Source organism: Duganella phyllosphaerae, assembly GCF_001758785.1.
In the GTDB taxonomy this organism is placed as follows: Bacteria; Pseudomonadota; Gammaproteobacteria; order Burkholderiales; family Burkholderiaceae_D; genus Rugamonas; species Rugamonas phyllosphaerae.
Genome location: NZ_LROM01000154.1, coordinates 1 through 21,693 on the forward strand (window position 1 = coordinate 1; position 21,693 = coordinate 21,693).

Here is a 21,693-nt window from a genome sequence, read left to right on the forward strand (position 1 = left end):
GCCCCCGCCCCCGCCCCACGCTCGCGCGCAGTTCGATGCCTGGGCAGATATGTTGCCCGAGGCGATGCTGCTCACCGATATGGAGGGCGTTATTCTGACGGCAAACGCTGCGGCAAGGGGGCAGTTGAGGGGACTGGGCATTACCCTGGAACAGGCCCCGCTTGCCGAGCTTTGCAATGAACCGCAGATCCAGGTTGCAGAGTACCTGCGCAACTGCCGACGGGTGACCTCTTTCTTGCCTGCCACGCTGACATTTCGCATACCGGGAGGAGGCGTGCTTCCCATGCGAGTGCAGGGCGCGCGGTTTGCCCCCAGCGGAGCAGCAACGTGTTGCAGCGTTCTGCTACGGCTCACTCCCAAGCAGGTGGCCGAGAGTCGTTTCCTGGCCATGAACAAACAAATCGAAAAGCTGGCGCGGGAGATCGAGTTGCGCCGGCGTGCCGAAATCGAATTGATCGAGCAGCGCGAGTGGTTACGCGTGACGCTCGCAGGGATCGGGGATGGCGTGATCGCCACCGATACCCATGGCATCATCACCTTCCTCAACCCTGTTGCTGAGACCCATACCGGCTGGTTGCGCGCGGAAGCGCTCGGTCAACCGGTTGAAAAAATTTTTCGGATCGTCAATGATGCCACGCGCAGCGCGGTCGAAAATCCGGTGCGACGCGTTTTGGCGGACGGGATCATCGTCGGTCTCGCGAACCATACACTGCTGATCCGGAAAGATGGCTCGGAACTCCATATTGACGATTCCGGCGCGCCCATCCGCAACGCGCAGGGAGTTCTCATCGGTGCCGTGCTGGTGTTTCACGATATCACTGAACGGTGGCGACTGGAGCAGCAGGTCAGTAAGCGGACGGCGGAGCTGGAAGACGAGCATCGGCGCAAGGATGAGTTCCTCGCCATGCTGGGCCACGAACTCAGAAACCCGATGTCGGCCATTAAATCCGCGCTTGAATTGCAGCGGGCGCCGCAAGCAACCGCTGCGATGCTCGAACGCGCCGGCGGGGTGCTGCACCGGCAGGTTCGTCACCTGACCCGCCTGGTCGATGAATTGCTCGACCTGTCGCGCATTTCGACTGGCAAGATCAGTCTGCGGCTCGAGGTGCTCGATGTGTCACGGATCATCCGCGACGCGCTTGAACTGGCCGATCCGCTGTTGCAGGAAAAACGTCACCGCCTGGTCGTCGAGCAGGCTGCGGAAGCGCTGCAGGTGAACGGCGACCTTCATCGGCTCATCCAGGTGATCGGCAACCTGCTGAACAACGCGGCGAAGTACACGCAGCAGGATGGCACGATACACCTGGCGACCCGCAGGATTGGCAACGACGTGCAAATTTCCGTCAGGGATAACGGGATGGGCATTCTGCCCGCATTGTTGCCGCGCGTATTTGACATCTTCACGCAGTCCGAACGCGCGCTGGCGCGGTCCGAGGGCGGCCTCGGGGTAGGCCTGGCTGTAGTGCATCGGCTGGTCCAGCAGCATGGCGGCACGGTCGCCGTCTCCAGCGAGGGGCCGGGCATGGGGAGCGAGTTCCGTATCCTGTTGCCCTTGTCGCAAACGGATGCTGCAATGGTCCCAATGTCACCGGCTTCCGCCGTACCCGGTCGAAGAAAAATTCTGGTAGTGGACGACAACGAGGATGCCGCAACGATGGTCGCCGAATTGTTAAGAGCCTTGGGAAATGATGTCGTCATTGCTTTCGCTGGCAAGGAGGCAATAGCGGTGGTGGAGCGGGAAAATCCCAGCGTCGTTGTGCTCGATATCGGTTTGCCAGATATGGACGGCTACATGGTCGCACGCGCGCTGCGTGCCAATGCCGCCCTACCGGGCCTCACGCTCATTGCGCTGACAGGATACGGGCAGCCGGAAGATATCCGCAAGTCGCACGATGCCGGATTTGATCATCACTTGATCAAGCCCTTCGACCTCGACAGCTTGCTCGGCATCCTTGCCGGGATCGCTGATTCAGGCACCCATTTGCAGCCTCGATTTACGCCCTCTTGAACCGGACCGCCAATTGGTTTCTTGGCAGTCGTGGCAGTGATTCGTCAGGCATGACGCCGATGCCTTCGCCCAGGCAGGGCAGCAAGCCAGGCGTCGTAGCAGGCGGTAGCAGCCGCCGCAGGCCGATGCCTGCCGCGACCTGGCCGATGCGAAAGCCAGTGGAAAAACAGCAAGCAAGCGTTATCGGCCAGCCAGCCGCCAGCATATGTTCGCGGATCTCGACCTTACGCTTTGGTTCAAGCTGGTATCGAACATCGCGCCAATCTCGGCTGCCATGGCCTCGCACTGGAAACTGGAAATTTGTTTTAGCGCGCTACGCTTACCCGTAAACAACTGAAAATACAAATTGCTATTAGGAAATAAATCGGTTAGCCTCTGTATGTCTAGTTGTATCGCGCGCCCTTGTTGGCGGTTTCTTGCTTCCTAGACGCGTCCCCAAGCTACCCTCTCCCCCGGTAGCTGCATCCAAATATTCCCCCCGGCCTAACCCCGCCGCTCCTGCACCGTTCATCATGCCGCAATGCGCGCGTCGGCGCCTGCTCACAAGAATTCACTAAAGTTACTTCGGGAGAAAAAAATGATGTTTATCGATTTCTTTAGCTCCAAGGCTCAGCGCGAGCGCACGGCGTTGTTGCACTCCCAGGCATCTATAGAGTTCGAGCCTGATGGCCGCATCGTGGCTGCCAACGCTGCATTTCTTACCATCATGGGTTACCAGTTGAAGGAGATCACAGGGAAACATCACAGCATGTTCGTACATCCGTCGACCGCAGCCAGCCCGGAGTACCGGGACTTCTGGGCACAACTGGCCCTTGGCCAGGCGCAGAGCGCGGAATTCATGCGCATCACCAAAGCCGGAAATCCGGTCTGGTTACAAGCAAGCTACAACCCGGTGCGCGACCGCCTTGGACGCGTTGAGCGCGTCATAAAGATTGCACAGGATTGCACCGAGCGCCGCCTGCGGGAAGCCAGTTTCGAGGCCCAGGTCACCGCGATCGAAAAATCGCAAGCAGTGATTCGATTCGACCTCGACGGAACGATCCTGTGGGCTAACGAGAATTTCCTCGGTGCGCTCGGCTACCGCCTGGACGAGGTGATGGGTCAGCACCACAGCATCTTCGTCGACCCGCGAGAGGCCAGAGGCGACGCCTACGCACGCTTCTGGAGCGCGTTGCGCTTAGGCACCTTCCAGGCGGCGGAATTCAAGCGCATCCATAAGTCGGGCGCCGATGTCTGGATTCAGGCCAGTTACAACCCGGTATTCGACCTGGCGGGACAGCCGTGCGGCATCGTGAAGTTCGCGACCGACATCACGGCAATAGTCAAGCAGCGGGTGATCAATTCCACCCTGTCGCTCGTTGCCAACGGGACCGGCAACTCGGTTGTCATCTGCGATGCCGATGGCCGCATCGAATACGTCAATCCTGGTTTCACGAAACTGACAGGGTTTTCCGCAGCCGAGGTTCACGGCAAGAAGCCGGGCCAGTTGCTGCAGGGGCCGCATACCGACCGCGACACCATTGACCAGGTGCGCGCCAAATTGAAGGCAGGGAAGCCGTTCTACGAGCAGATTCTTAACTACACCAAGGACAAGAGACCTTACTGGATTTCGCTCTCGATCAACCCGATTTTCGGAGCGGACGGCAAGCTCGAACGGTTCATCTCGGTGCAAGCCGACATCACTGAAAGCAAGATGCGTGCGTTCGAGGACGCCACCCGCCTTAAAGTGATCCGCGCCTCGACCGCTACGGCCGACTGGTCGGCGGACGGGCGGCTGGTTCAAGCCAGTTCACCGCTGCTCGAGATCCTCGGTTGCGACAACCTCATCGAAGCTGGCAAGCTGCTCCAAAGGACGTTCACCGAGGTCATGCGAGGCGACGACAGTGCGCGGCTCAAAAGAGGAGAGAGCGTCTCGCACGAGGTGGCCTTAGTGGCCTCTGGCGGTGCCGCCCTGTGGCTGCAGGTCACCTTCAACTCGGTGTTCGCCGTTGACGGTACGCTATCGATTCTCACCATGTACGCAACCGAGACGACGCAGCAGCGGGAGACGATCGACCGCATCCGAGCCGTCGTGGCGACGATCAACGGCCTGGCGATGCAGACGAACCTGCTCTCGCTGAACGCCGCCATTGAAGCCGCACGGGCCGGCGAGGGAGGCCGTGGCTTCGCAGTGGTTGCCACCGAGGTGAGAAGCCTGGCGCGGCGTTCGGCCGACTCGGCCGCGGAGATTGCACGAATGCTGGCCTGAGCGGGCTGCGGAGGGACTGTAGTGGTCAACCATCCCGGGCACTGCGTTAAGTTTTTCTTCGGCGACAGCCGGTTCCAGTCCCTGGTTGAATTGATGCGGTCGTATCCAGTGCTACCGGTACATCAGGTAATCGCCGATGTCCCGTTGTGGCTCTCGTGCCGCAATGTCACCGGTTGACGGCAGCCACGCCGTTTTGAGGCTGCGGAATGGCAGTGCCATAACTGCTCAAGACCAGCGCACGCCGTGACGGATTTCTCAGCCTCGGGTCTCCGCAGTTGCCTTGTCATACCGGCGCCACAATCGAGCGTTGGGCGCCTCCGGCGGGATCGGCCTGATCCTCGGTTTTGGTCTGCGCGGCCTGGCGGCCGACGTGTTTTCCGGGATTGCGCTGCACCTGGACGCCTCGATCAGCGTGGGCAACTGGGGCGACCTGCAATACCGTGGCCGCGACCTGTCGGGCAAGGTGCTCGATTTTGCCTGGCGCTCCGTGGTGCTGGCCGACCGCGCCGACAACCCGGTGCCGATGCCGAATGGCGAATTTGCCGGCGTGATGGTGACCAACCGCTCGCGCCCGAGTCCTTTGTCCACGTACGAGTGCGTGCTGGAACTGGACGCCGAACACGATACCGCGCGCATCCTGGGCAGCCTCGACAACGCCCTGGCGCGCGCGGTACTGGACGGCCTGCTGGCCGCCTGGCCTGCGCCTTACGTGCAGCGAGACGCCAAGTCACGCTCACGGCCAATGGATGGGCCGCAGCTTGTCTGTCGGACCCGTGTAGCCATGCCTGCTGGCAAACGCCGCCAGCGCCTGCGGCGCCTCGCGTCCGCCAAAGATCGACCACAGGAACATGCGCCCGTAAAGCTCGCAGCGCTCGCGCGGGTTGCTGCGCATCGACGTATCGTCCGCCAGCGCTGCCTTGAGCGCGGCCTTGCTGGCGTCGTGCACTACCATGCGGGTGCCGCCGCCAGCGCTGGTGTCGAACACCATCAGCCGGGGTTGCGCGGCGTCCTGCTGCCAGCGCGTCCACTCGGGCCGGTTGTCGGCCACGCCGGGTTCGCCGTGGCGGGCGAAGTGGGTCCAGTAGCCGGCCATGGCGTCGGACACTTGCCGGCGTCCCGGCAGATTGACCGGGGTGTAGGAGCTGAAAGGATCGAACTCGCCATCGAGGTCGCGGAACACGAAGCCCATCTCCAGCACGTGCGCGGCGCCCAGCAGCACCTGCGGCTGTATCAGCGGCACCGCAGGCTGCTCGTCCCAGTCGAAGCGGTACACCCACACGTCCTGGTGGCCGGAGCCGAGCATGGCGCTGGCCGGCTCGAGCGCGCCGGCGGTTTGCCACAGCGCCGACATATAGGCCGCGTGGCGCTGGTAGCGGGCGCGGTTGCGCATCACCGGCAGCTTTCCGAACACCATGCGCACGTAGTCCGGGTTGTTGGCCATGAACAGCTTGTACTCGTCGCGGTTGGTGCCGACGATGAACGGCACCGCGTGGTACGTGCTGCGGTCGGCGAAGGCTGCGGCCAGCGGCCCCCTGGGCAGCACGTGGCCGTCCTGCAGCACGGTGGGCGCATCATAGAAATTCAGCGCACCCGGCCTGACCGGCGCCAGCAGCGCTTGCGGCGGCAGGCCGCGCACGAAGGCCTCGATGTCGGCCGCCGGCATGCTGGCGATCAGGGCGCGCGCCGCCGCGCGGTCGGTGGCGCGGCCGGCGCCCTGCAGCCATGCGCACAGCAGCTCGCGCGAACTGAGGGTGTGGCCCGGCTGGGCGTCATCCACGTAATTGCGGGCCTGCGCCAGCGTGTGGCTGGTGACCAGCGGCGACTGCGCGATGGCCTTGTGGAACAGGCCTGCCGCGAGTTGACTGGCCAGCAGCGCATAGACATTGAGGCCACCGGCTGACTCGCCGAAGATGGTGACGTTGCCCGCATCGCCGCCGAAAGCTGCGATATTGCGCTGCACCCAGTGCAGCGCCGCCACCAGGTCCAGCGTGCCAAAATTGCCGGAGCGGTCGGCCGGCGTGTCGTCGTCGCGCGCCAGTTCCTCCAGGCTGAACCAGCCGAAGATGCCGAGCCGGTAATTGGCGGACACCACGATCACATCGTCGCGCCCTGCCAGGTTGCGCAGCGAGGTGTAGGTGGCGGCGGTGCCGGACGAGTTGGCGCCGCCGTGGATCCAGAACATCACCGGCAGCGGGGCGGCCGACTCCGCAGCATGCTGCGGCGCGAAGATGTTCAGTGTCAGGCAGTCTTCCGAACCGGCCGGCTTGCCCCACTGGTCGGGCGGCAGTTCGAGCGAGATGCCGCCCAACTGCATCGCCGCCGCGCCACAGGCGGTGGCCTCGCGCACGCCGGTCCACCGCAGGGCAGGGCGCGGCGCCTTCCAGCGCAGCGGCCCCACCGGCGGCTGCGCATATGGCATGCCCAGCCAGGCATGGGTGTGGTGCAGGTCGGCGCGGCCCACGACTTCGCCCTGCTCGGTGCGGCGCAGCGATGCGGGCGCCGGTTCCGGCTTTTCCCGACCGGCCTTACCCGCCGGCGGTGTGGCGCCCGGCACCGCTGTTTGCGGCATCAGGAAGTAGGCCAATGCCGGCACCAGCACCAGCGCCCCCACCATATTCCACAGGAACATGAAGGCCAGCAGGATGCCCATGTCGGCCTGGAACTTGATCGACGAGAACAGCCAGGTCGCCACTGCCACCGCCAGCGTCACGCCGGTCAGGATCACCACGCGGCCGGTAAAGCGCAGTGCGTGCAGGTAGGCGGCCGACAGGTTGTCGCCGGCGCGCATGCGGGCCAGCATCACGCTCAGCACGTACAGCGCGTAATCGACGCCGATGCCCACACCGAGCGCGATCACCGGCAAAGTGGCGACCTTCACGCCCATGCCCAACACCACCATCAGCACCTCGCACAGGATCGAGGTGAGCACCAGCGGCAGCACCGCCACGAGCACCGCGCGCCACGAGCGGAAGGTCACGTAGCACAGCAGGATCACCGCGCCATACACCCAGAACAGCATGTCGCGCATGGCTTGCTTGACGACGATGTTGGTGGCGGCCTCGATGCCGGCGCTGCCGGCGGCCAGCTGGAACTGCACGTCCGGCGTGTTGTGGGTGGCGGCAAACGCTGCCACGGCATTGACCACCCGGCTCAAGGTTTCGGCCTTGTGGTCCTTCAGGTAGACATACAGCGACAGCAGCGAGCAGTCCTGGTTGAACAGCTCGCGGGGTGCGCGCGTTTGCACTGCGCCCAGCGCAGCGGCGTTGGGCACCAAATCGTACCACTTGAAATTGCCCTCGTTGTAGCCGGTGCCGGCCAGCTTGCTCAGCGCCGCCATCGAGTTGGTCGAGTCCACGCCTGGCAGCTGCTCGAGCTGCCAGGCCAGCTGGTCCACCTTGGCAAGGGTAGCGTACTGCGTGCATTGGTCGGGCGCGGTCTTGATCATGACCACGAAGATGTCGGAGCTGGCGGCGTAGTTGGCGACCAGGTAGCCGTTGTCGCGGTTGTAGCGCGAATCGGCGCGCAACTCCGGCGCGCCGGGATCGAGGTCGCCCACCTTCAGGTGCAGGCTGACCGCAAAACCGAGGCCGCCCAGCACCACGCTGGCAATCACCGTGATGGTCGCCCAGCGGCGCTGGGTAAAGCGGTCGAGGAAGTTCCACAACCATGGCTGCCTGGCCTGGTCACCGGCATCGCTGTCGGCCTGCAGGCTGCGCTGCGCGGCGCGGGCGCTGACACCGGTGTACGACAGCAGCACCGGCAGCAGCACCAGGTTGGTAAAGATCAGTACCGCCACGCCGATACTGGCGATGACTGCCAGGTCCTGGATCACCTTGATCTGGATGCTGATCAGCACCAGGAAGCCCACCGCGTCGCACAGCAGCGCCGTCAGGCCGGCGGCAAACAGCCGGCGGAAGGTATAGCGCGCTGCTACCACGCGGTGCGTGCCGCGGCCCACGTCCTGCATGATGCCGTTCATTTTCTGGGCGCCGTGGCTCATGCCGATGGCGAACACCAGGAACGGCACCAGGATCGAATACGGATCGAGTTCGTAGTGGAACGTGGCCAGCAGGCCGCACTGCCACAGCACCGCCACGAGCGAGCACACCACCACCAGCGTGGTGCTGCGCCAGCAGCGCGTGTACCAGTACAGCACTGCGCCGCAGATGCCGATCGCCAGCACGAAGAACAGCAGCACCTGCTGCAAGCCTTCGATCAGGTCGCCGACGATCTTGGCAAAGCCGGTGATGTGTATCTGCACGCCTTCCTTCTCGTACTTGGCGCGGATTTTTTCCAGGCTGTCCGACAGGGCGCGGTAATCGAGCGGCTGGCCGGTTTGCGGGATCTTGTCCATCAGCGGCACAAACACGATGCTCGACCTGGCGTTGGCCGCCACCAGCTGGCCGATTTCGCCGGAGCGCGCCACGTTGGCTCGCAGCTGGTCGAGGCTGGCGGCCGAGCCGTTGTAGCCGTCCGGGATCACGGTACCGCCGTCGAGGCCATCTTCGGTGACGGCGGCCCAGCGCGTGCTCGGTGTCCACAACGATTTCATGAATGGACGGTCGACGCCCGGCAGCAGGAACACCTCGTCGTTGAGGCGCTGCAGCGTGTCGAGGTAGGCGCGGTCGTAGATGGTGCCGCTGGTCGCTGCCACCGCGATGCGCACCGAGTTGCCCAGGCCATTCAGGTCGCTCTTGTTGGCCAGGTAGTTGAGCACGTAGGGATGGGCGCTGGGGATCATCTTCTCGAAGCTGGCATTGAGCTTGATGCGCGTGGCCTGGGAGCCCAGCACGAGCGTCGCCAGCAGGCAGAGCAGGATGACCAGCGGCCGGTAGTTGAACAGCGCCCGTTCGCCGAGGTTGCCGGACGCGGTGTCGAAGTCTTGCAGGCGCCGGATGACCGGCTGTTGTTCCAGGTCGTGATCTGTCTTCATATTATTGTTCCAGCATGTCGTAGGGCAGTCGGCGCAGGCCGCGCAGGCCGGCCACCACCAGGCTGCCGTCGCCCGCTTGCGCCACCGCCGCCAGCGGCAACGCGGTGCCGGCTTGCGCGGCGAAGGTCAGGCCGTCGTCGCGGCTGGTCAGCACGTCGCCGCCCTGGCTCACCAGCACCACGGCGCCGTCGGCCATCACCGCGCCGGCCGCCAGCGACGCCTGTACGCCGGTGGTGACCGGGGTCCAGGTGGCCCCGCGGTCGGAGGAGCGGAACGCGTTGCCGCGCAAGCCGTAGGCCAGCAGCGCGCCGCCGCGCGTGGCCAGCACGCCGAAATAGCTGCCCTTGTACGGCGTGGCCAGCGCGTTGAAGCTGTTGCCGTTGTCTGTGGAGCGCAGCAGCAGTCCCTGTTCGCCGGCCAGGTAGATGGCGCCGGCCGCGCCCTTCATGCCGTAAAGGTGCAGCCCCTTGGGATTGGCCACGCGGCTTTGCCACGGCTGCCAGGTGGCGCCGCCGTCGTCGGTGCGGAACATCAGGTTGTACGCGCCCAGCACATAGCCGGTTCTGGGGCTGTCGAAGTACAGGTCGAGGAAGGGCTTGTCCGGGCCATCGTCCACCAGGTGCTGCGCCTGCGCCACTTCCTTGTCGCGGTCCGGTCCGAACGAGGCGCTGGCATCGAGCAGCACAAGGGCGGCTGCCTGAGTGCCGTCGAGCTGCTTGCGCCAGGTCGCGCCGCCATCGACTGTATGCAGCACCACGCCCTGGTGGCCCACTGCCCAGCCGTTCTTCGCATCGACAAACTGCAGTGCGGTCAGGCTCACGCTGACCGGCACTGCCGCCTGGCGCCAGGTCTTGCCAGCGTCGTCGGAGTACAGGATGGTGCCGCGTTCGCCGGCCGCCACCAGCCGGGCGCCGGCGCTGGTCACGGCCAGCATGGCCGCGTGCAGCGCCTTGGGCGTGACCAGCGCCGGCTGCGTCAGTGCAGCCGGCGCGGCCGGTGTGTTTGCCGCCGGCGTTGTGGCACTGGCTGTGCCGGCGGCGAGCGCCGTCGGCACAGCCAATGACGTTATCAAGGCCGTCACCAGCGCAGTGGAGAACGCCGCCAGCGGCACGCCGCCCCGGCGTGCAAAGAATCGAGTCGATCCGACCATCATGCTTCCTTTCGTTGTGGTTAGCGCGAGCCCTGGTTCGCCAGTTCTTCCGGTCCAAAATAACTGGCCGGCAGGCGCGGGATGACCTTGTACTGGGTCGGCATTTCGTTCGATGCTTCGTTGAGCAGGTAAGCGCCGGTCTGCACGTTGTAGGTGCCCCACATGACGTTGCCGAGCACGGCCGGCACGTCCGGCGCCAGCAGGGTCAATGTGTAGTTGCCGCGCCAGATCTGGCCCTGGGCGTCGTAGCCATCGACCAGGATGATCTGCCAGGTGTCTTCGTCGAGGTAGTAGCGGCGCTTGGCCACCACGTGGCGCTTGCCGGGGATCAGCGTCGCCTCCACTTCCCACACGCGGTGCAGCTCCCAGCGCACCAGGTCGGGATTGAGGAACTGCGGGCCTACCAGGTCGGCGATCTTGGCCGATCCCGCGCGGTTGTTGTTGTACGGGATGTACAGCTCCTTTTTGCCGACCAGCTTCAGCTCGTGGTGGTCGATCGGGCCGAACAGCATGAAGGCCTCGTCGAACAGACCGATGCCGGAGGTGACCGAATCGGGCGTGTCGTACGACACCGACGGCGCCCGGCGCACGCGGCGCTGGCCCACCAGGTACTGCCAGATGGCGCGTGGCTTGGCTTCGTTGATGCCGTCGTGGACCAGGATGCCTTCGCCGGCCTTGGAGGCCGGCGCGCGCGTGATCAGGCGCCCGAACTGGTAGACGCCGTCGAATTTATCCAGGCTGCCGTCCTTGAAATAGTAGGGCCGCATGAAGGTCTGTTCGGCCTCGGTGGCGGTGGCCCGCTTGCCGTCTGGCGTAACGATCACGGTGCGCAGCGGCATGATGGCCGCCTCGCCGGTCCACGCCAGGCGGTGGTTCATGATCGCCTCGTAGCCGGTCTTCGGTATCGGGAACGGGATGCCGCCGTACGCGCCTTCGGCACCGTAGCCGCCATCGACCGACTTGGCGCGGGTGGCGTTCTTGAAGGTGTTGTCGTACACCCAGGCCGGTGCACCGCCGGTGCGGTGGGTCGGATAAATATCGAGCCGGTACGCCGGGTACTTTTTCAGCATCGCCACCGTGGCCGCCGACAGCTTGGCGGCATATTGATCGACGTTCTTGCCGGTGATGACGAGCACCGGCTTTTCGGCGGCAAACGGATCGGCGCGGAAGTCGCCCGGCTTGAAGCCCGCTGGCACCTTGGTGTAGGCGCCGTCCCAGGCGGGAATGGTGCCGTCCTTGTTGCCGGCCTTTTCGGCGCCCAGCGGGGTCAGGGTGGTTTGCAGCTTGGCGGCTTCGTCGGCGGTGACGGCGGCAAAGGCCTGCAGCGAGATATTCAAGGTCAACGCGACCGCAGCCAGTTTCAGGGTGGTTTTCATTATTATGGTGTCCTTAGAAAGAGCGTTTGATGTTGAAAGAGATGTAGTCGCGGTCCTTCAGGGACTGGGCGTAGCTGAGGATGGGCGTGTTGGTGGCCGGGTTGTTCTTCAGGAAGGTGCCGGCCGCGCCGAGGAACTTGACGTAGCTGATGCCGAACTTCCAGTCCTGCTGGTAGGTGCCGTTGATGCCGATATTGAAGTCGCCGCCATGTTCGGCGCCGCCGTTGAAGTTGAATACCGCGCGCGAGCGGCCCGAGAGGTTGTAGCCCACGCCGACCGGGATGGTCAGGTCGAGGCCATCGGCCACCTGGTAGTAGGCCGGCTCGAAGATCATGCGCACGGCGGTGGCGTCGCGCGTGGTGTTGGGGTCGAGCGAACCCTGGAAGGTGACGCTGGTGGCGCGGTTCCAGGCGATTTCGCCGAGCAGCGAGGCACCCTCGAAGAACCGGTTGGTCGGCATCACGTAGATCGCCGACAGGTTGACGTGGGCGGTATTGCCGACCGCGTAGGCAGGATTGTCACGGTTGTCGCCAATGCTGCCGGCGCCCTGGCGCGACAGGAAGTTGGGTGTGGGGTCGCTCACCAGCGGCGAGTTGCGCCGCACCGACACTTCGGCCGCCACGTTCGCGCCCAGCACCACGGTGCTGGCGCTGGCGCCGAAGGTGCGGATGTTTTCTGCGTATACCGCCTGCACCGTGCTGGGCGCGCCCGGCGGGAAGGCCGGCGCAAAGCCCAGGTAAAAGTAGGGCGACTTGTCGTGATAGCGCGCCGCGTAAAAGCCGTATTCGACGTCCGAGCCGGACGGCGCCCACTTGACCTGCATGCCGCCCTGGCCGCGATTTTTCGCCTTCATGTCCGGCTGGGTGATGAAGGCGGGCGCGCCGCTGTTGGTCGGCGCGACCAGGAAGGCGGTGGCGCCGGCGCCGGCGGCGTCGTAGGAACTGAGGTAGCTGCCGGCGCCGGGGATCACGCTCGGGCGCCATTCGAGCTGGTAGTAGCCGCCGATCGATACCGTCGGCGCCACCTGCAGCTGGCCCGAGACCTGGTTGACCGGCCGCAGGATCTCCTTGAACTGCGCACCGGGCACGCTGAGCAGCTTGACCAGGTCCACCGGCCCCTGCGCATTGGCGATGCCGTTGGCGCCGAAGAACAGGCTCTCGCCGTATTGCAGAGTGTGGCGACCCACGCGGACGGTGCCCGGCAGCTCGCCGAGCGTGCCCTTGGCGAATACAAACGCGTCGAGCAGTTCGGCATTGCGGCCGTGCAGCGTGCGGGTGCCGTTGGAAAAGCGGGTGGCGCTCTGGCCGGTGAGCGTGACGGCGTTGCTGGCGGGGGAGGCGTTGTCGTTGCTGCTGGTGTAGGCGGCGTCGTACCAACCCGCCGCGCTGACGCGCATGCCCAGCGTACGGGTGCCGGCGTCGAATTCCGACAGCCAGTCCACCCGGCTCGAGACGATGCCCTTGTTGCGAAAGTTCTGGTTGCCGTCGTCGAGGTTGTAGCCGGTGAAGTCGGCCGGGCCGGCGGCGTTGTAGCCGCCGGCCAGCAGGCGCGCACTGGCGTCCCTGAGCCGATAGGCGCCGCTGTACTTGAAGGTGTTGTTCCAGCTGATTTTCAGTTCCGGATCGGACGTGGTGAGCTCGTAGGCCTGGGCGGCCGGCAGGGCTGCGGTGATGGCGATGGCCAGTATGCTCCGGCGCAGGTTCGTGGTGGTGTGCATTGCTGTCTCCGTATTTTTAGTTATGGGTACTGCGGCGTAAATCGAATCAGATAAACGTGGATGCGAGCCCTCCATCGACTGCCAGGTTCACGCCGCTGATCCAGCGCGACTCGTCGCTGCACAGGAAGGCGATGACGGACGCCACTTCGTCGGCATAGGCGGGGCGCTTCATGCGGTGGGCGTCGCGCTGCACGCGCTCCTCGCCCAGCATCGAGACGAAGTCGCCGAGGATGGGGGTGAATACGGGGCCCGGCGCCACGCTGTTCATGCGTACCGAGTGGGCCAGGAACCACGGCTGCGACTGCACGTAAGTCCAGACGATCAGCGCCTCCTTGAAGTACTGGTAGCAGGTCTCGTCGGGCACCGGGTGCTGGTCGAGCCACGCCTGGCCGGCGGCAAAGCCTTCGGTGGCGGCCAGCTGCTTGTGCAGGTCCAGCCGCAGCGGCCAGTCGGCGCCGAGGATGGAGGCGACGTTGACGATCGAGCCGCCGGCCGGCATGCGCGGCAGCACGCTGCTGGTGAGATACCGCAGGCCCAGGTAATTGACGTGCGCCAGCAGCGCCGGGTTGGCGGTGCCGGGTACGCCGGCGATATTGCACAGGGCGTCCACCCGCTGCGGCAGCTGGGCGATGGCGGCGTCGATGCTGGCGGTGCTGCTCAGGTCCACGGCCACGAAGCCGTCGAGCGTCAGCCCCGGGTCGTTGCGGTCCATGCCGATCACGGTAGCGCCTTCGAAGCGCGCCAGGCGCGCCACTTCGGCGCCGATGCCGGACGCCGCGCCGGTCACAACAATGGTCTTGTTACGTAGTTTCATACAGTCTCCTCAGAATGGATAACGGGGTGCTTCGGTCTTGATCGTGAGCCACTGGGTTTGCGTAAATTCCTCCCAGTCGATGGTGCCGCCGTGGCGCCCGCCGTTGCCCGACGTGCCGCCGCCACCGAACGGCGCATGGGCCTCGGCCAGCACGGTCTGGTCGTTGATGTGGACGTGGCCGGACGGCACGCGGTCGGCGATGTGCATGGCGCGGGCAATGTCTGGCGTGATGACGCCCAGGGCCAGGCAGCCGCTGGTGGCCGAGGCCAGCGCGATCGCTTCCTCGTCGGTATCGAACACCGTGATCGACGCCACCGGGCCGAACAGCTCTTCCTCGAAACAGCGCATGCCGGCGCGCGCGCCAGTGAGCACCGTGGGCCGGTAGAACTGGCGCTCGTAGGTGCCACCCGCCAGCACGGTGGCGCCATCGGCCACGCTGTCCTGCACGATGCTGTGCAGGCGCGCGACCTGGCGCGCGCTGATCATCGGACCCAGCGCGACGTCGCCGCCCATCGGGTCGCCGACCGGCAGGCGCCGGGCTTTCTCGACCAGGCGTTCGATCACGGCGTCGGCGATGCCGCGCTGGAGCAGCACGCGGCCGGCGCACATGCAGATCTGGCCCTGGTGCAGAAAGGTGGCCCACGCAGCGTTGGAGGCGGCGATGTCGGGATCGGCGTCGTTGAGGATGATCAGCGCGTTCTTGCCGCCCAGTTCGAGCGACATTTTTTTCAGGTGGCGTCCGGCCAGTTCGCCGACGCTGTGGCCGGCGGCGGTCGATCCGGTAAACGCGATCATGCCGATGTCGGGATGGCTGCACAGCGCCTGGCCGGCGTCGGCGCCGCCCGGCAGCACGTGCAGCACGCCGGGCGGCAGGCCGGCCGCTTCGAAAATGCGGGCGATCAGCACGCCGCCGCTGACCGGGGTTTGCAGGTCGGGCTTGTGGACCACGGCGTTGCCGGTGGCCAGCGCCGGGGCGATCGAGCGGATCGACAGGATCAGCGGAAAATTGAACGGCGAGATTACGCCCACCACGCCATGCGGAACCCGCCGCGCGATGCTCATGGTGCCGCTGGCGGATGCCAGCAGCTGGCCTTTCGGTTGCGTGAGCATGGCTGCCGCTTCCTGCAGGTGAGCGGTCGCTTCGCGCAGTTCGAGGTCGGCCTTGGGGCGGATGGCGCCGGTCTCGCGCATGATCCAGGTGGCCAGTTCGTCGTGGTGCTGTGCGATCAGCGCAGCGGCGCGGCGGAAGATGGCGGCGCGCTCCTTGTAGTCCGACGTGGCCCACGCCTTTTGCGCGGCGCGCGCCTGCACGCCGGCGGCCAGCACGTCGGCTGCATTGGCCAGGCCGATGCGGCCCAGTTGCTCGCCGGTGGCCGGTTCGGAAAAGATGTGGGTGCCGCCGTGGGCGGAGATCCACTGGCCGTTGAAGATGCGGTCGCGCCAGAGGGCGGGGTCGAGCAGGGCGCTCACAGCGCCCAAGTGGTCGTTCATGGTGTCTCCTTGGTTGATGGGGGAAAGTCGTCCCGTTAGCACGTTCGTTGCATGAGGTCCGCTTGCCGCTCTTGCCATCACTATTACAAGTTGCGTGCCAGGGCTGGTCGTGGACTCCGCTAGTGCAGTGCACCATGTTGCTCTGGCCCGGACGACGCAGATTTTTGACGATGACGGCTGGCGCGGCGCAGCAAAAATCGAACGCTGCACCGGCTTCATCAAATGATCAAACTGGAGAAATGCCGATGTATGATTTGGTAAAACAAGACGGGGGAGACATGAACAAGCGTGAACGCATCTCGCTGGCCGAGGTGTCCAGGACGACTGGTAAGGTATTGAACCGGGGCGACAGCGAACATCTGAACGAGGGCGCGCCGCCCACGTTGGAGGACATCACCCAGAGCCTGCATTTTTCGCCGGGCGATGGCCGCATCTGGCTCAACGGCCAGCGCATGCAGCTGCTGCACATGTCGTCACTCGGTTCGCTGCGGCGTGAACTGATCGAAAGCATCGGCGCCGAGCGTACCCGTGGCCTGCTCACGCGGGTGGGCTATTCGGCCGGCGCACGCGACGCCCAGCTGCTGCGCGAACGCTGGCCCGACGCCGATCCGGCCGCGCTGTTCTCGGCCGGCCCGCGCATGCATTCGCTCGAAGGCGCGGTGAAGGTAGAGGCGCTGCACTTCGAATTCGACGTCGAGCTGGGCACCTATCGCGGCGAATTCTTGTGGCATCACTCGGGCGAGGGCGAAGTGCACGCGGCCGATTTCGGCATCGGCACCGAGCCCGCGTGCTGGATGCAGACCGGGTATGCGATCGGTTACACCAGCTCGATGATCGGCAGATTGACGATCTACCGCGAAATCGAATGCTGCTCGATGGGCCACAAGCACTGTCGCCTGATCGGCAAGCCCGCCGACGAGTGGGACAACGTCGAAGAAGACCTGCGCTTCCTCAACGCCGAGGCGTTCGTCAGCACCACCGCCTACAGCGAACCACAGGCGCACAGGAAGGCCGCCATTCTCAAGGGCGACGATGAGCGGCCCTATGCCGACAAGGAAATGGTGGGCGTCTCGCCGGCCTTCAATGCCGCCTGCCACATGCTCAAGCGCGTGGCGCCCACCACGGCCACGGTGCTGTTTACCGGTGAATCGGGCGTGGGCAAGGAGCTGTTCGCGTACATGTTGCACCAGATCGGTCGGCGCAAGGGCCAGCCGTTCGTCGCTGTCAACTGCGCGGCGATTCCCGAGACCTTGATCGAGTCGGAACTGTTCGGCGTGGAGCGCGGCGCCTTTACCGGCGCCACCGTCTCGCGGCCCGGGCGCTTCGAGCGCGCCAGCGGCGGCACGCTGTTCCTCGACGAGATTGCGACACTGAGCCTGGTGGCGCAGGGCAAGCTGCTGCGGGCGTTGCAGGAAGGGGAGATCGAGCGCGTGGGCGGCGTGCGCAGCACCAAGGTCGATGTGCGGCTGGTGGCGGCCACCAATGTCGATCTGCGCGAGGAGATAAGGCAGGGGCGCTTTCGCGAAGACCTGTTCTTCCGCCTGAACGTGTTCCCGATCCACCTGCCGCCGCTGCGCGACCGCCGCGACGACATCCCGCTGCTGATGGGTTACTTCATGCGCCACTACGGCCAGAAGCACCAGCGCCGCCTGACAGGATTCACCGCGCGCGCGGTCGATGCACTGCTTAACTACCATTTTCCGGGCAATATCCGCGAGCTGCAAAACCTGGTCGAGCGCGGCGTCATCTACGCCAACGAGGACGGCCCGATCGACCTGCCGCACCTGTTTACCAGCGGTGAAGAAGCGCAGGCGTCGTACTTTTCGCTGGCGCAGACCGGGCGCCTGACTAGTACCACCAACGCCGGCAGCGCTGCCACAGCCACGCTGACGCCGGCCGCCGCCGGCAAGGAGCTGCTCGACGTGCTGCCGGCAATGCTGGGCGAAGCAAAAAACTGGTCGCTCGATACGCTCGAAAGCACGCTGATCCTGGCCGCAGTCAAGCGCGCCGACGGCAACCTGTCGGCAGCGGCACGCATGCTGGGTTTGACACGGCCGCAGTTGTCGTACCGGATGAAGAAGCTTACACCCGAGTGAATATCTAAATTTAATACCGAATTTAGTATGTCGATGCTATGATCTGGTCATCGCCCTGAGGAGGACCATATGAATTTTTTGAACATTCAACCAATCAGCTACTTAAAGACCAACACCAGTGACGTGGTCAAGCAAGTGCTCGAGACCCAGGACCCCGTCGCCATCACGGTCAACGGCAGAGTTCAGGCAGTTGTACAAGACCCTGTCAGTTTTCAGAAGACTCAAGACCAGATTGCCATGCTTCGCATTCTCGCTCTTGGCAGAAAGCAGATCGAAGAAGGTAAAGTCATGGATCATGATGATGTTGTTGCGCTTTTTGAGGCTGAAGACAAGGAAAGCTAAATCCACCAATGAAAATCATCTGGACGCATAATGCGCTGAACGATTTGCAAAACATTCGGGAACATCTCAAGGTGAACGAATCACCGGCCTTCGTCAGGAAGGTCACAGAAGAGATACTCAATGAAGTCAAGTCGCCCCGGGAGTGGCATAACAAGGGTACTTTTGTGCCCGAGCTGGAAGACTTGCACTTGACCACACACCGTCAACTCCTGGCCGGCCAGAACCGCATCATCATCGAACGTGGTCACGATGTTGTACATATTCATATGATTGCTCATACCAGTCGTGACCTTGAAGCGCTGATCCGCCGTCGCCTGCTTAGCTCTTGAGACACCTTGTGGACCGGCTGCAGTGACTAAAACTCTTCCCACTCGTTAGCGGCAGATTTTTTCGCCACCTTCTTCTCCTCGCCCGCCAAGGGTTTAGCTGGCAGCGCGATGGCGTTCTTGCCAGTCGCCTCGCGTGGCGCCGCCGGCCTGGCCGGTGCACGCGCAGGTCGAGGCATGCTCACGCTCGCACTACCATCGCTGGCCAGCCGGAACACCGCCACCGCCTGCGCCAGCGCGGCTGCCTGCTCCTGCATCGACTCCGACGCGGCAGCCGATTGCTCCACCAGCGCCGCGTTCTGCTGGGTGACCGCATCCATCTGCATCACCGCCTGGTTGATCTGCTCGATGCCGGCGGTCTGCTCGGCGCTGGCCGACGAGATTTCGGCCATGATGTCGGTGACGCGCTGCACGCTGGCGACGATCTCGCGCATGGTCTGGCTGGCGGTGTTGACCAGCTCGCTGCCGCTGGCCACCTTGACGGTGGAGGCGTCGATCAGCTCCTTGATTTCGCGCGCAGCCGAGGCCGAGCGCTGCGCCAGGTTGCGTACTTCCGACGCCACAACCGCGAAGCCGCGCCCGTCCTCGCCGGCACGCGCTGCCTCCACCGCCGCATTGAGCGCCAGAATATTGGTCTGGAAGGCGATGCCGTCGATCACGCCGATGATGTCGGCAATCCTGGACGAAGAGGCGTTGATTTCGTTCATGGTGCCGGTGACCTGGTCGATCACCTGGCCGCCGCGCGCCGCTACCTCCGAGGCGCTGCGGGCCAGCGCGTTGGCCTGGCGGGCGTTCTCGGCGTTCTGCTTCGTGGTCGAAGTGAGCTGTTCCATCGAAGATGCGGTCTCTTCCAGGGAACTGGCTTGCTGTTCCGTGCGCGACGACAGGTCCAGGCTGCCGGACGCCACCTCCAGCGCGGCCGTGGCGATGGTGTCGGTGCCGCTGCGCACCGTGCCCACCGTGGTGGCCAGGTTGTCGTTCATCGCCTTGAGGGCTTGCAGCAGCTGGCCCATTTCGTCGGTGGTATCACTGTGGATCTGGCTGGTCAGGTCGCCGCTGGCCACGGTCTGAGCAATGCCGAGCGCGCGGTTGGCCGGGCGCGTGATCGAGGCGGTGATCCAGTACGCAATGGCGGCAGCGAGCGCCAGGGCCAGCGCACCGAGTCCCCAGGACAACTGCTGGCTTTGCCTGAAGGTAGCGTCTGCGGCATCGGCGGTTTTGGTGCTGAGCTCCTTCTGGCGCGCTGCCAGGGCGTTGGTCGCTTGCTTGAGGTCGCCAAGGATGGGCCGTAATTCGCTGGCCAGGAATTTGCGCGCGTCGTCCGGACGGTTGCCCTCGACATCGCTGATGATGCGGTCCTGGCCCGGCCGGTAGCGGCCGATATGGCGCTTGATTTGCGCGAACAGTTCACGCGCCTGCGGGTCCCTGAGGCTGCCTTCGAGCAGCTCGAGCGCCTTGTTGTTCGACTGCCGCGTGCTCATGATGCGATCGACCTGCGCCTTGCGGTCGGCCGCATCATCGCTGAGCATCATGTTGCGCAGCGAGATCGCTATCTCGTTGATGCCCACCAGCAGCTGGGTGGTGGCCTCGATCTTCGGCATCCTGTCGTGGACAATCTCGTCGGTACTGCCATTGATGCGCGCCATCATCGCATTGCTCATGACGATCATCACCAGCAACAGCAGGCATACCATGCCAAAACCCAGCCCCAACCGCAGGCCGATCCGCATATTCGATAACGTCATAGGTGTCTCCTGATGAGTTTGTCTGTAGGTTTCTCTTCGGAATATCGTCCTGCAAGTCGCGCGAAAAAGGGCGGCATCAGCGCAGGTCGATGTCGATTATGACGCCACTTGCAGTTGAAAAACCAGTAGTCACTGCATCGTGAGAACGGCAAACAACACCCGTGGCCTGGCGCCGCTGCTATAATCGGCCCACTTCAAGGACTCCCGCCGTGCGCCGACTATTCTGTCTCCTGCTCATGCTATCCCTGCCGCTACATGGCTTTGCCATGCAGTGGGGCACGCTGCTGAGCGGTGAACATACGTCGGTCGCGCACGAAATCGAGCATGACGAAGGCGTCCAGCACCACCACGATGCCGACGGCGTGGTCCACTACGACGACTCCGGCGAATCGACCAGGCACATGTTCGACCACTCGGTCACGCCGCAGCCGCTACTGAGCGCCTTGCCGCTGCTGCCGGGCGCACCCGAACAGCTGGTGAGCACGGTGCCGGCGCACGTGGAGTCCCATATCCCCGATCCGCTGCTCGAATCTCCGCTAAGACCTCCCACCATCGCCCTCGGCTGAGCCGCCGGGGGAGATTGCGCTCGTCTGTCCGTTATGCATAGGCGTTGACAGCCGCAATCGCCCCTCGGTGACGTTTTCACTCACCGAAGGAGTTTTCATGCGCACCTTGCGCCTGCCGGCATTGCTTGCCGGCGCCCTGATATGTTATGCCCTGCCATCGATGGCAGGCACCACCCTGCACGCCATCGTCGAGCAGGCCTGGCAACAGTCGGTTGCCGTCACCACGCTCGCTGCGCGCCAGGAGGAAGCGGCTGCCGCCCATGACGTCGCACAATCGTGGCTGGCCGGCGCGCCCGTGCTGGGCCTGTCCGACCGCTCCGACCGCTGGCTCGACAACCGTCGCCTGCGCGAAGCCGAGGTGTCGATCGCCGCGCCGGTGCTGCTGCCGGGCCAGGCGTCGGCGCGGCAGCAGCTTGCTGCCCGTGCCGGTGAGGATGTCGAGGCGCAGCGCCACCGCGCGCGGCTCGAGGTCGCCGGCCAGGTGCGGCTGCGCCTGTGGGAAGCGGCTGCCGCGCACGAAATGCTGGCCGAAAAAGAGGGCCACCTGCACCACCTCGAAGACCTGCACGAGGACGTACAGCGCCGCGTGAAAGCGGGTGACCTGGCGCGCAGCGATGGTCTCCTGACCGGGCAGGAAGTGTTGGCCGCGCAAGCCGAAGTGGCGCAGGCGCGCACCCGCGCGCGCGATGCCTTGCATCGCTTCGAGCTGCTGACTGGCGTGCCGGAGCTGCCGGCACCGGAGCCGGAGCCGCTGCAGCCGGTGCCGCCGGATGCCATGTCGCAGCACGCCCACTTGCGCGCCGCCGAAACCGCCGAGCAGCGCGCCCGCGCCAACGTCGCGCTGGCCGCCGCCGGCGTGCAGGCGCCGCCCACGGTCAGAG

At 64.8% G+C, this 21,693-nt stretch carries 14 protein-coding genes and 2 pseudogenes; 8 read left to right on the forward strand and 8 right to left on the reverse strand.

The window, feature by feature from the left end:
- On the forward strand, positions 1-2,008 hold a 2,008-nt coding region (locus tag DUPY_RS26310), incomplete at its 5' end, for an ATP-binding response regulator (protein ID WP_070252146.1).
- Positions 2,009-2,585: 577 nt separating this feature from the next.
- Positions 2,586-4,256, forward strand: coding sequence for a methyl-accepting chemotaxis protein (locus DUPY_RS29005; RefSeq protein ID WP_070252148.1), 1,671 nt, complete (start codon positions 2,586-2,588; stop codon positions 4,254-4,256).
- A gap of 30 nt (positions 4,257-4,286) precedes the next feature.
- On the opposite strand, the pseudogene DUPY_RS29015 reads toward DUPY_RS29005, so the two are convergent.
- A pseudogene (locus DUPY_RS29015) lies at positions 4,287-4,463 on the reverse strand (IS3 family transposase); the annotation flags it as partial.
- A gap of 163 nt (positions 4,464-4,626) precedes the next feature.
- Between DUPY_RS29015 and DUPY_RS29300 the strand changes: the two are divergent.
- Positions 4,627-4,815 (forward strand): annotated as a pseudogene (locus DUPY_RS29300) (mechanosensitive ion channel domain-containing protein); the annotation flags it as partial.
- 174 nt (positions 4,816-4,989) lie between these two features.
- Here DUPY_RS29300 and DUPY_RS29305 read toward each other — a convergent pair.
- From DUPY_RS29305 to DUPY_RS26345, 6 genes are read right to left on the reverse strand one after another with little or no spacing between them, the layout of a single operon-like run.
- Complete coding sequence (locus DUPY_RS29305; protein ID WP_084640906.1) at positions 4,990-9,189, reverse strand: carboxylesterase family protein; 4,200 nt, start codon at positions 9,187-9,189, stop codon at positions 4,990-4,992.
- Between the two features lies 1 nt (position 9,190).
- Positions 9,191-10,342 carry a WD40/YVTN/BNR-like repeat-containing protein gene (locus DUPY_RS26325; protein WP_229255516.1) on the reverse strand — a complete coding sequence of 384 codons (1,152 nt, stop codon included), beginning with the start codon at positions 10,340-10,342 and terminating at the stop codon, positions 9,191-9,193.
- Between the two features lie 17 nt (positions 10,343-10,359).
- The gene (locus DUPY_RS26330) at positions 10,360-11,715 is read right to left on the reverse strand and encodes a DUF1329 domain-containing protein (RefSeq protein WP_070252151.1); all 1,356 of its coding nucleotides are present in this window, start codon (positions 11,713-11,715) and stop codon (positions 10,360-10,362) included.
- A gap of 13 nt (positions 11,716-11,728) precedes the next feature.
- Entirely contained in the window at positions 11,729-13,432 is a 1,704-nt protein-coding gene (locus DUPY_RS26335; RefSeq protein WP_070252153.1) for a DUF1302 domain-containing protein, read from the reverse strand.
- Between the two features lie 46 nt (positions 13,433-13,478).
- Positions 13,479-14,246 carry a coniferyl-alcohol dehydrogenase gene (locus DUPY_RS26340; protein WP_070252154.1) on the reverse strand — a complete coding sequence of 256 codons (768 nt, stop codon included), beginning with the start codon at positions 14,244-14,246 and terminating at the stop codon, positions 13,479-13,481.
- A gap of 9 nt (positions 14,247-14,255) precedes the next feature.
- On the reverse strand, positions 14,256-15,737 hold the full coding sequence (locus DUPY_RS26345; protein WP_070252156.1) for a benzaldehyde dehydrogenase: 1,482 nt from the start codon (positions 15,735-15,737) through the stop codon (positions 14,256-14,258).
- Positions 15,738-16,015: 278 nt separating this feature from the next.
- Between DUPY_RS26345 and DUPY_RS26350 the strand changes: the two genes are divergently transcribed.
- The 3 genes from DUPY_RS26350 (at position 16,016) to DUPY_RS26360 (ending at position 18,504) form a co-directional block, all read left to right on the forward strand.
- Entirely contained in the window at positions 16,016-17,833 is a 1,818-nt protein-coding gene (locus DUPY_RS26350) for a sigma-54-dependent Fis family transcriptional regulator (RefSeq protein WP_070252157.1), read from the forward strand.
- Between the two features lie 69 nt (positions 17,834-17,902).
- The gene (locus DUPY_RS26355; RefSeq protein ID WP_070252159.1) at positions 17,903-18,175 is read left to right on the forward strand and encodes a type II toxin-antitoxin system Phd/YefM family antitoxin; all 273 of its coding nucleotides are present in this window, start codon (positions 17,903-17,905) and stop codon (positions 18,173-18,175) included.
- Positions 18,176-18,183: 8 nt separating this feature from the next.
- Positions 18,184-18,504 carry a type II toxin-antitoxin system RelE/ParE family toxin gene (locus tag DUPY_RS26360; RefSeq protein ID WP_070252161.1) on the forward strand — a complete coding sequence of 107 codons (321 nt, stop codon included), beginning with the start codon at positions 18,184-18,186 and terminating at the stop codon, positions 18,502-18,504.
- Between the two features lie 26 nt (positions 18,505-18,530).
- Here the strand turns inward: DUPY_RS26360 and DUPY_RS26365 are convergent, their stop codons facing one another.
- Positions 18,531-20,246: a methyl-accepting chemotaxis protein gene (locus tag DUPY_RS26365; RefSeq protein ID WP_070252163.1), complete on the reverse strand. Its 1,716-nt coding sequence runs from the start codon at positions 20,244-20,246 to the stop codon at positions 18,531-18,533.
- A 266-nt stretch (positions 20,247-20,512) separates the two neighbouring features.
- On the opposite strand from DUPY_RS26365, the gene DUPY_RS26370 reads away from it, so the two are divergent.
- Positions 20,513-20,812, forward strand: coding sequence for a hypothetical protein (locus tag DUPY_RS26370; RefSeq protein WP_070252165.1), 300 nt, complete (start codon positions 20,513-20,515; stop codon positions 20,810-20,812).
- Positions 20,813-20,909: 97 nt separating this feature from the next.
- The coding region (locus tag DUPY_RS26375) for a TolC family protein (protein ID WP_141749692.1) at positions 20,910-21,693 on the forward strand (784 nt) is incomplete at its 3' end.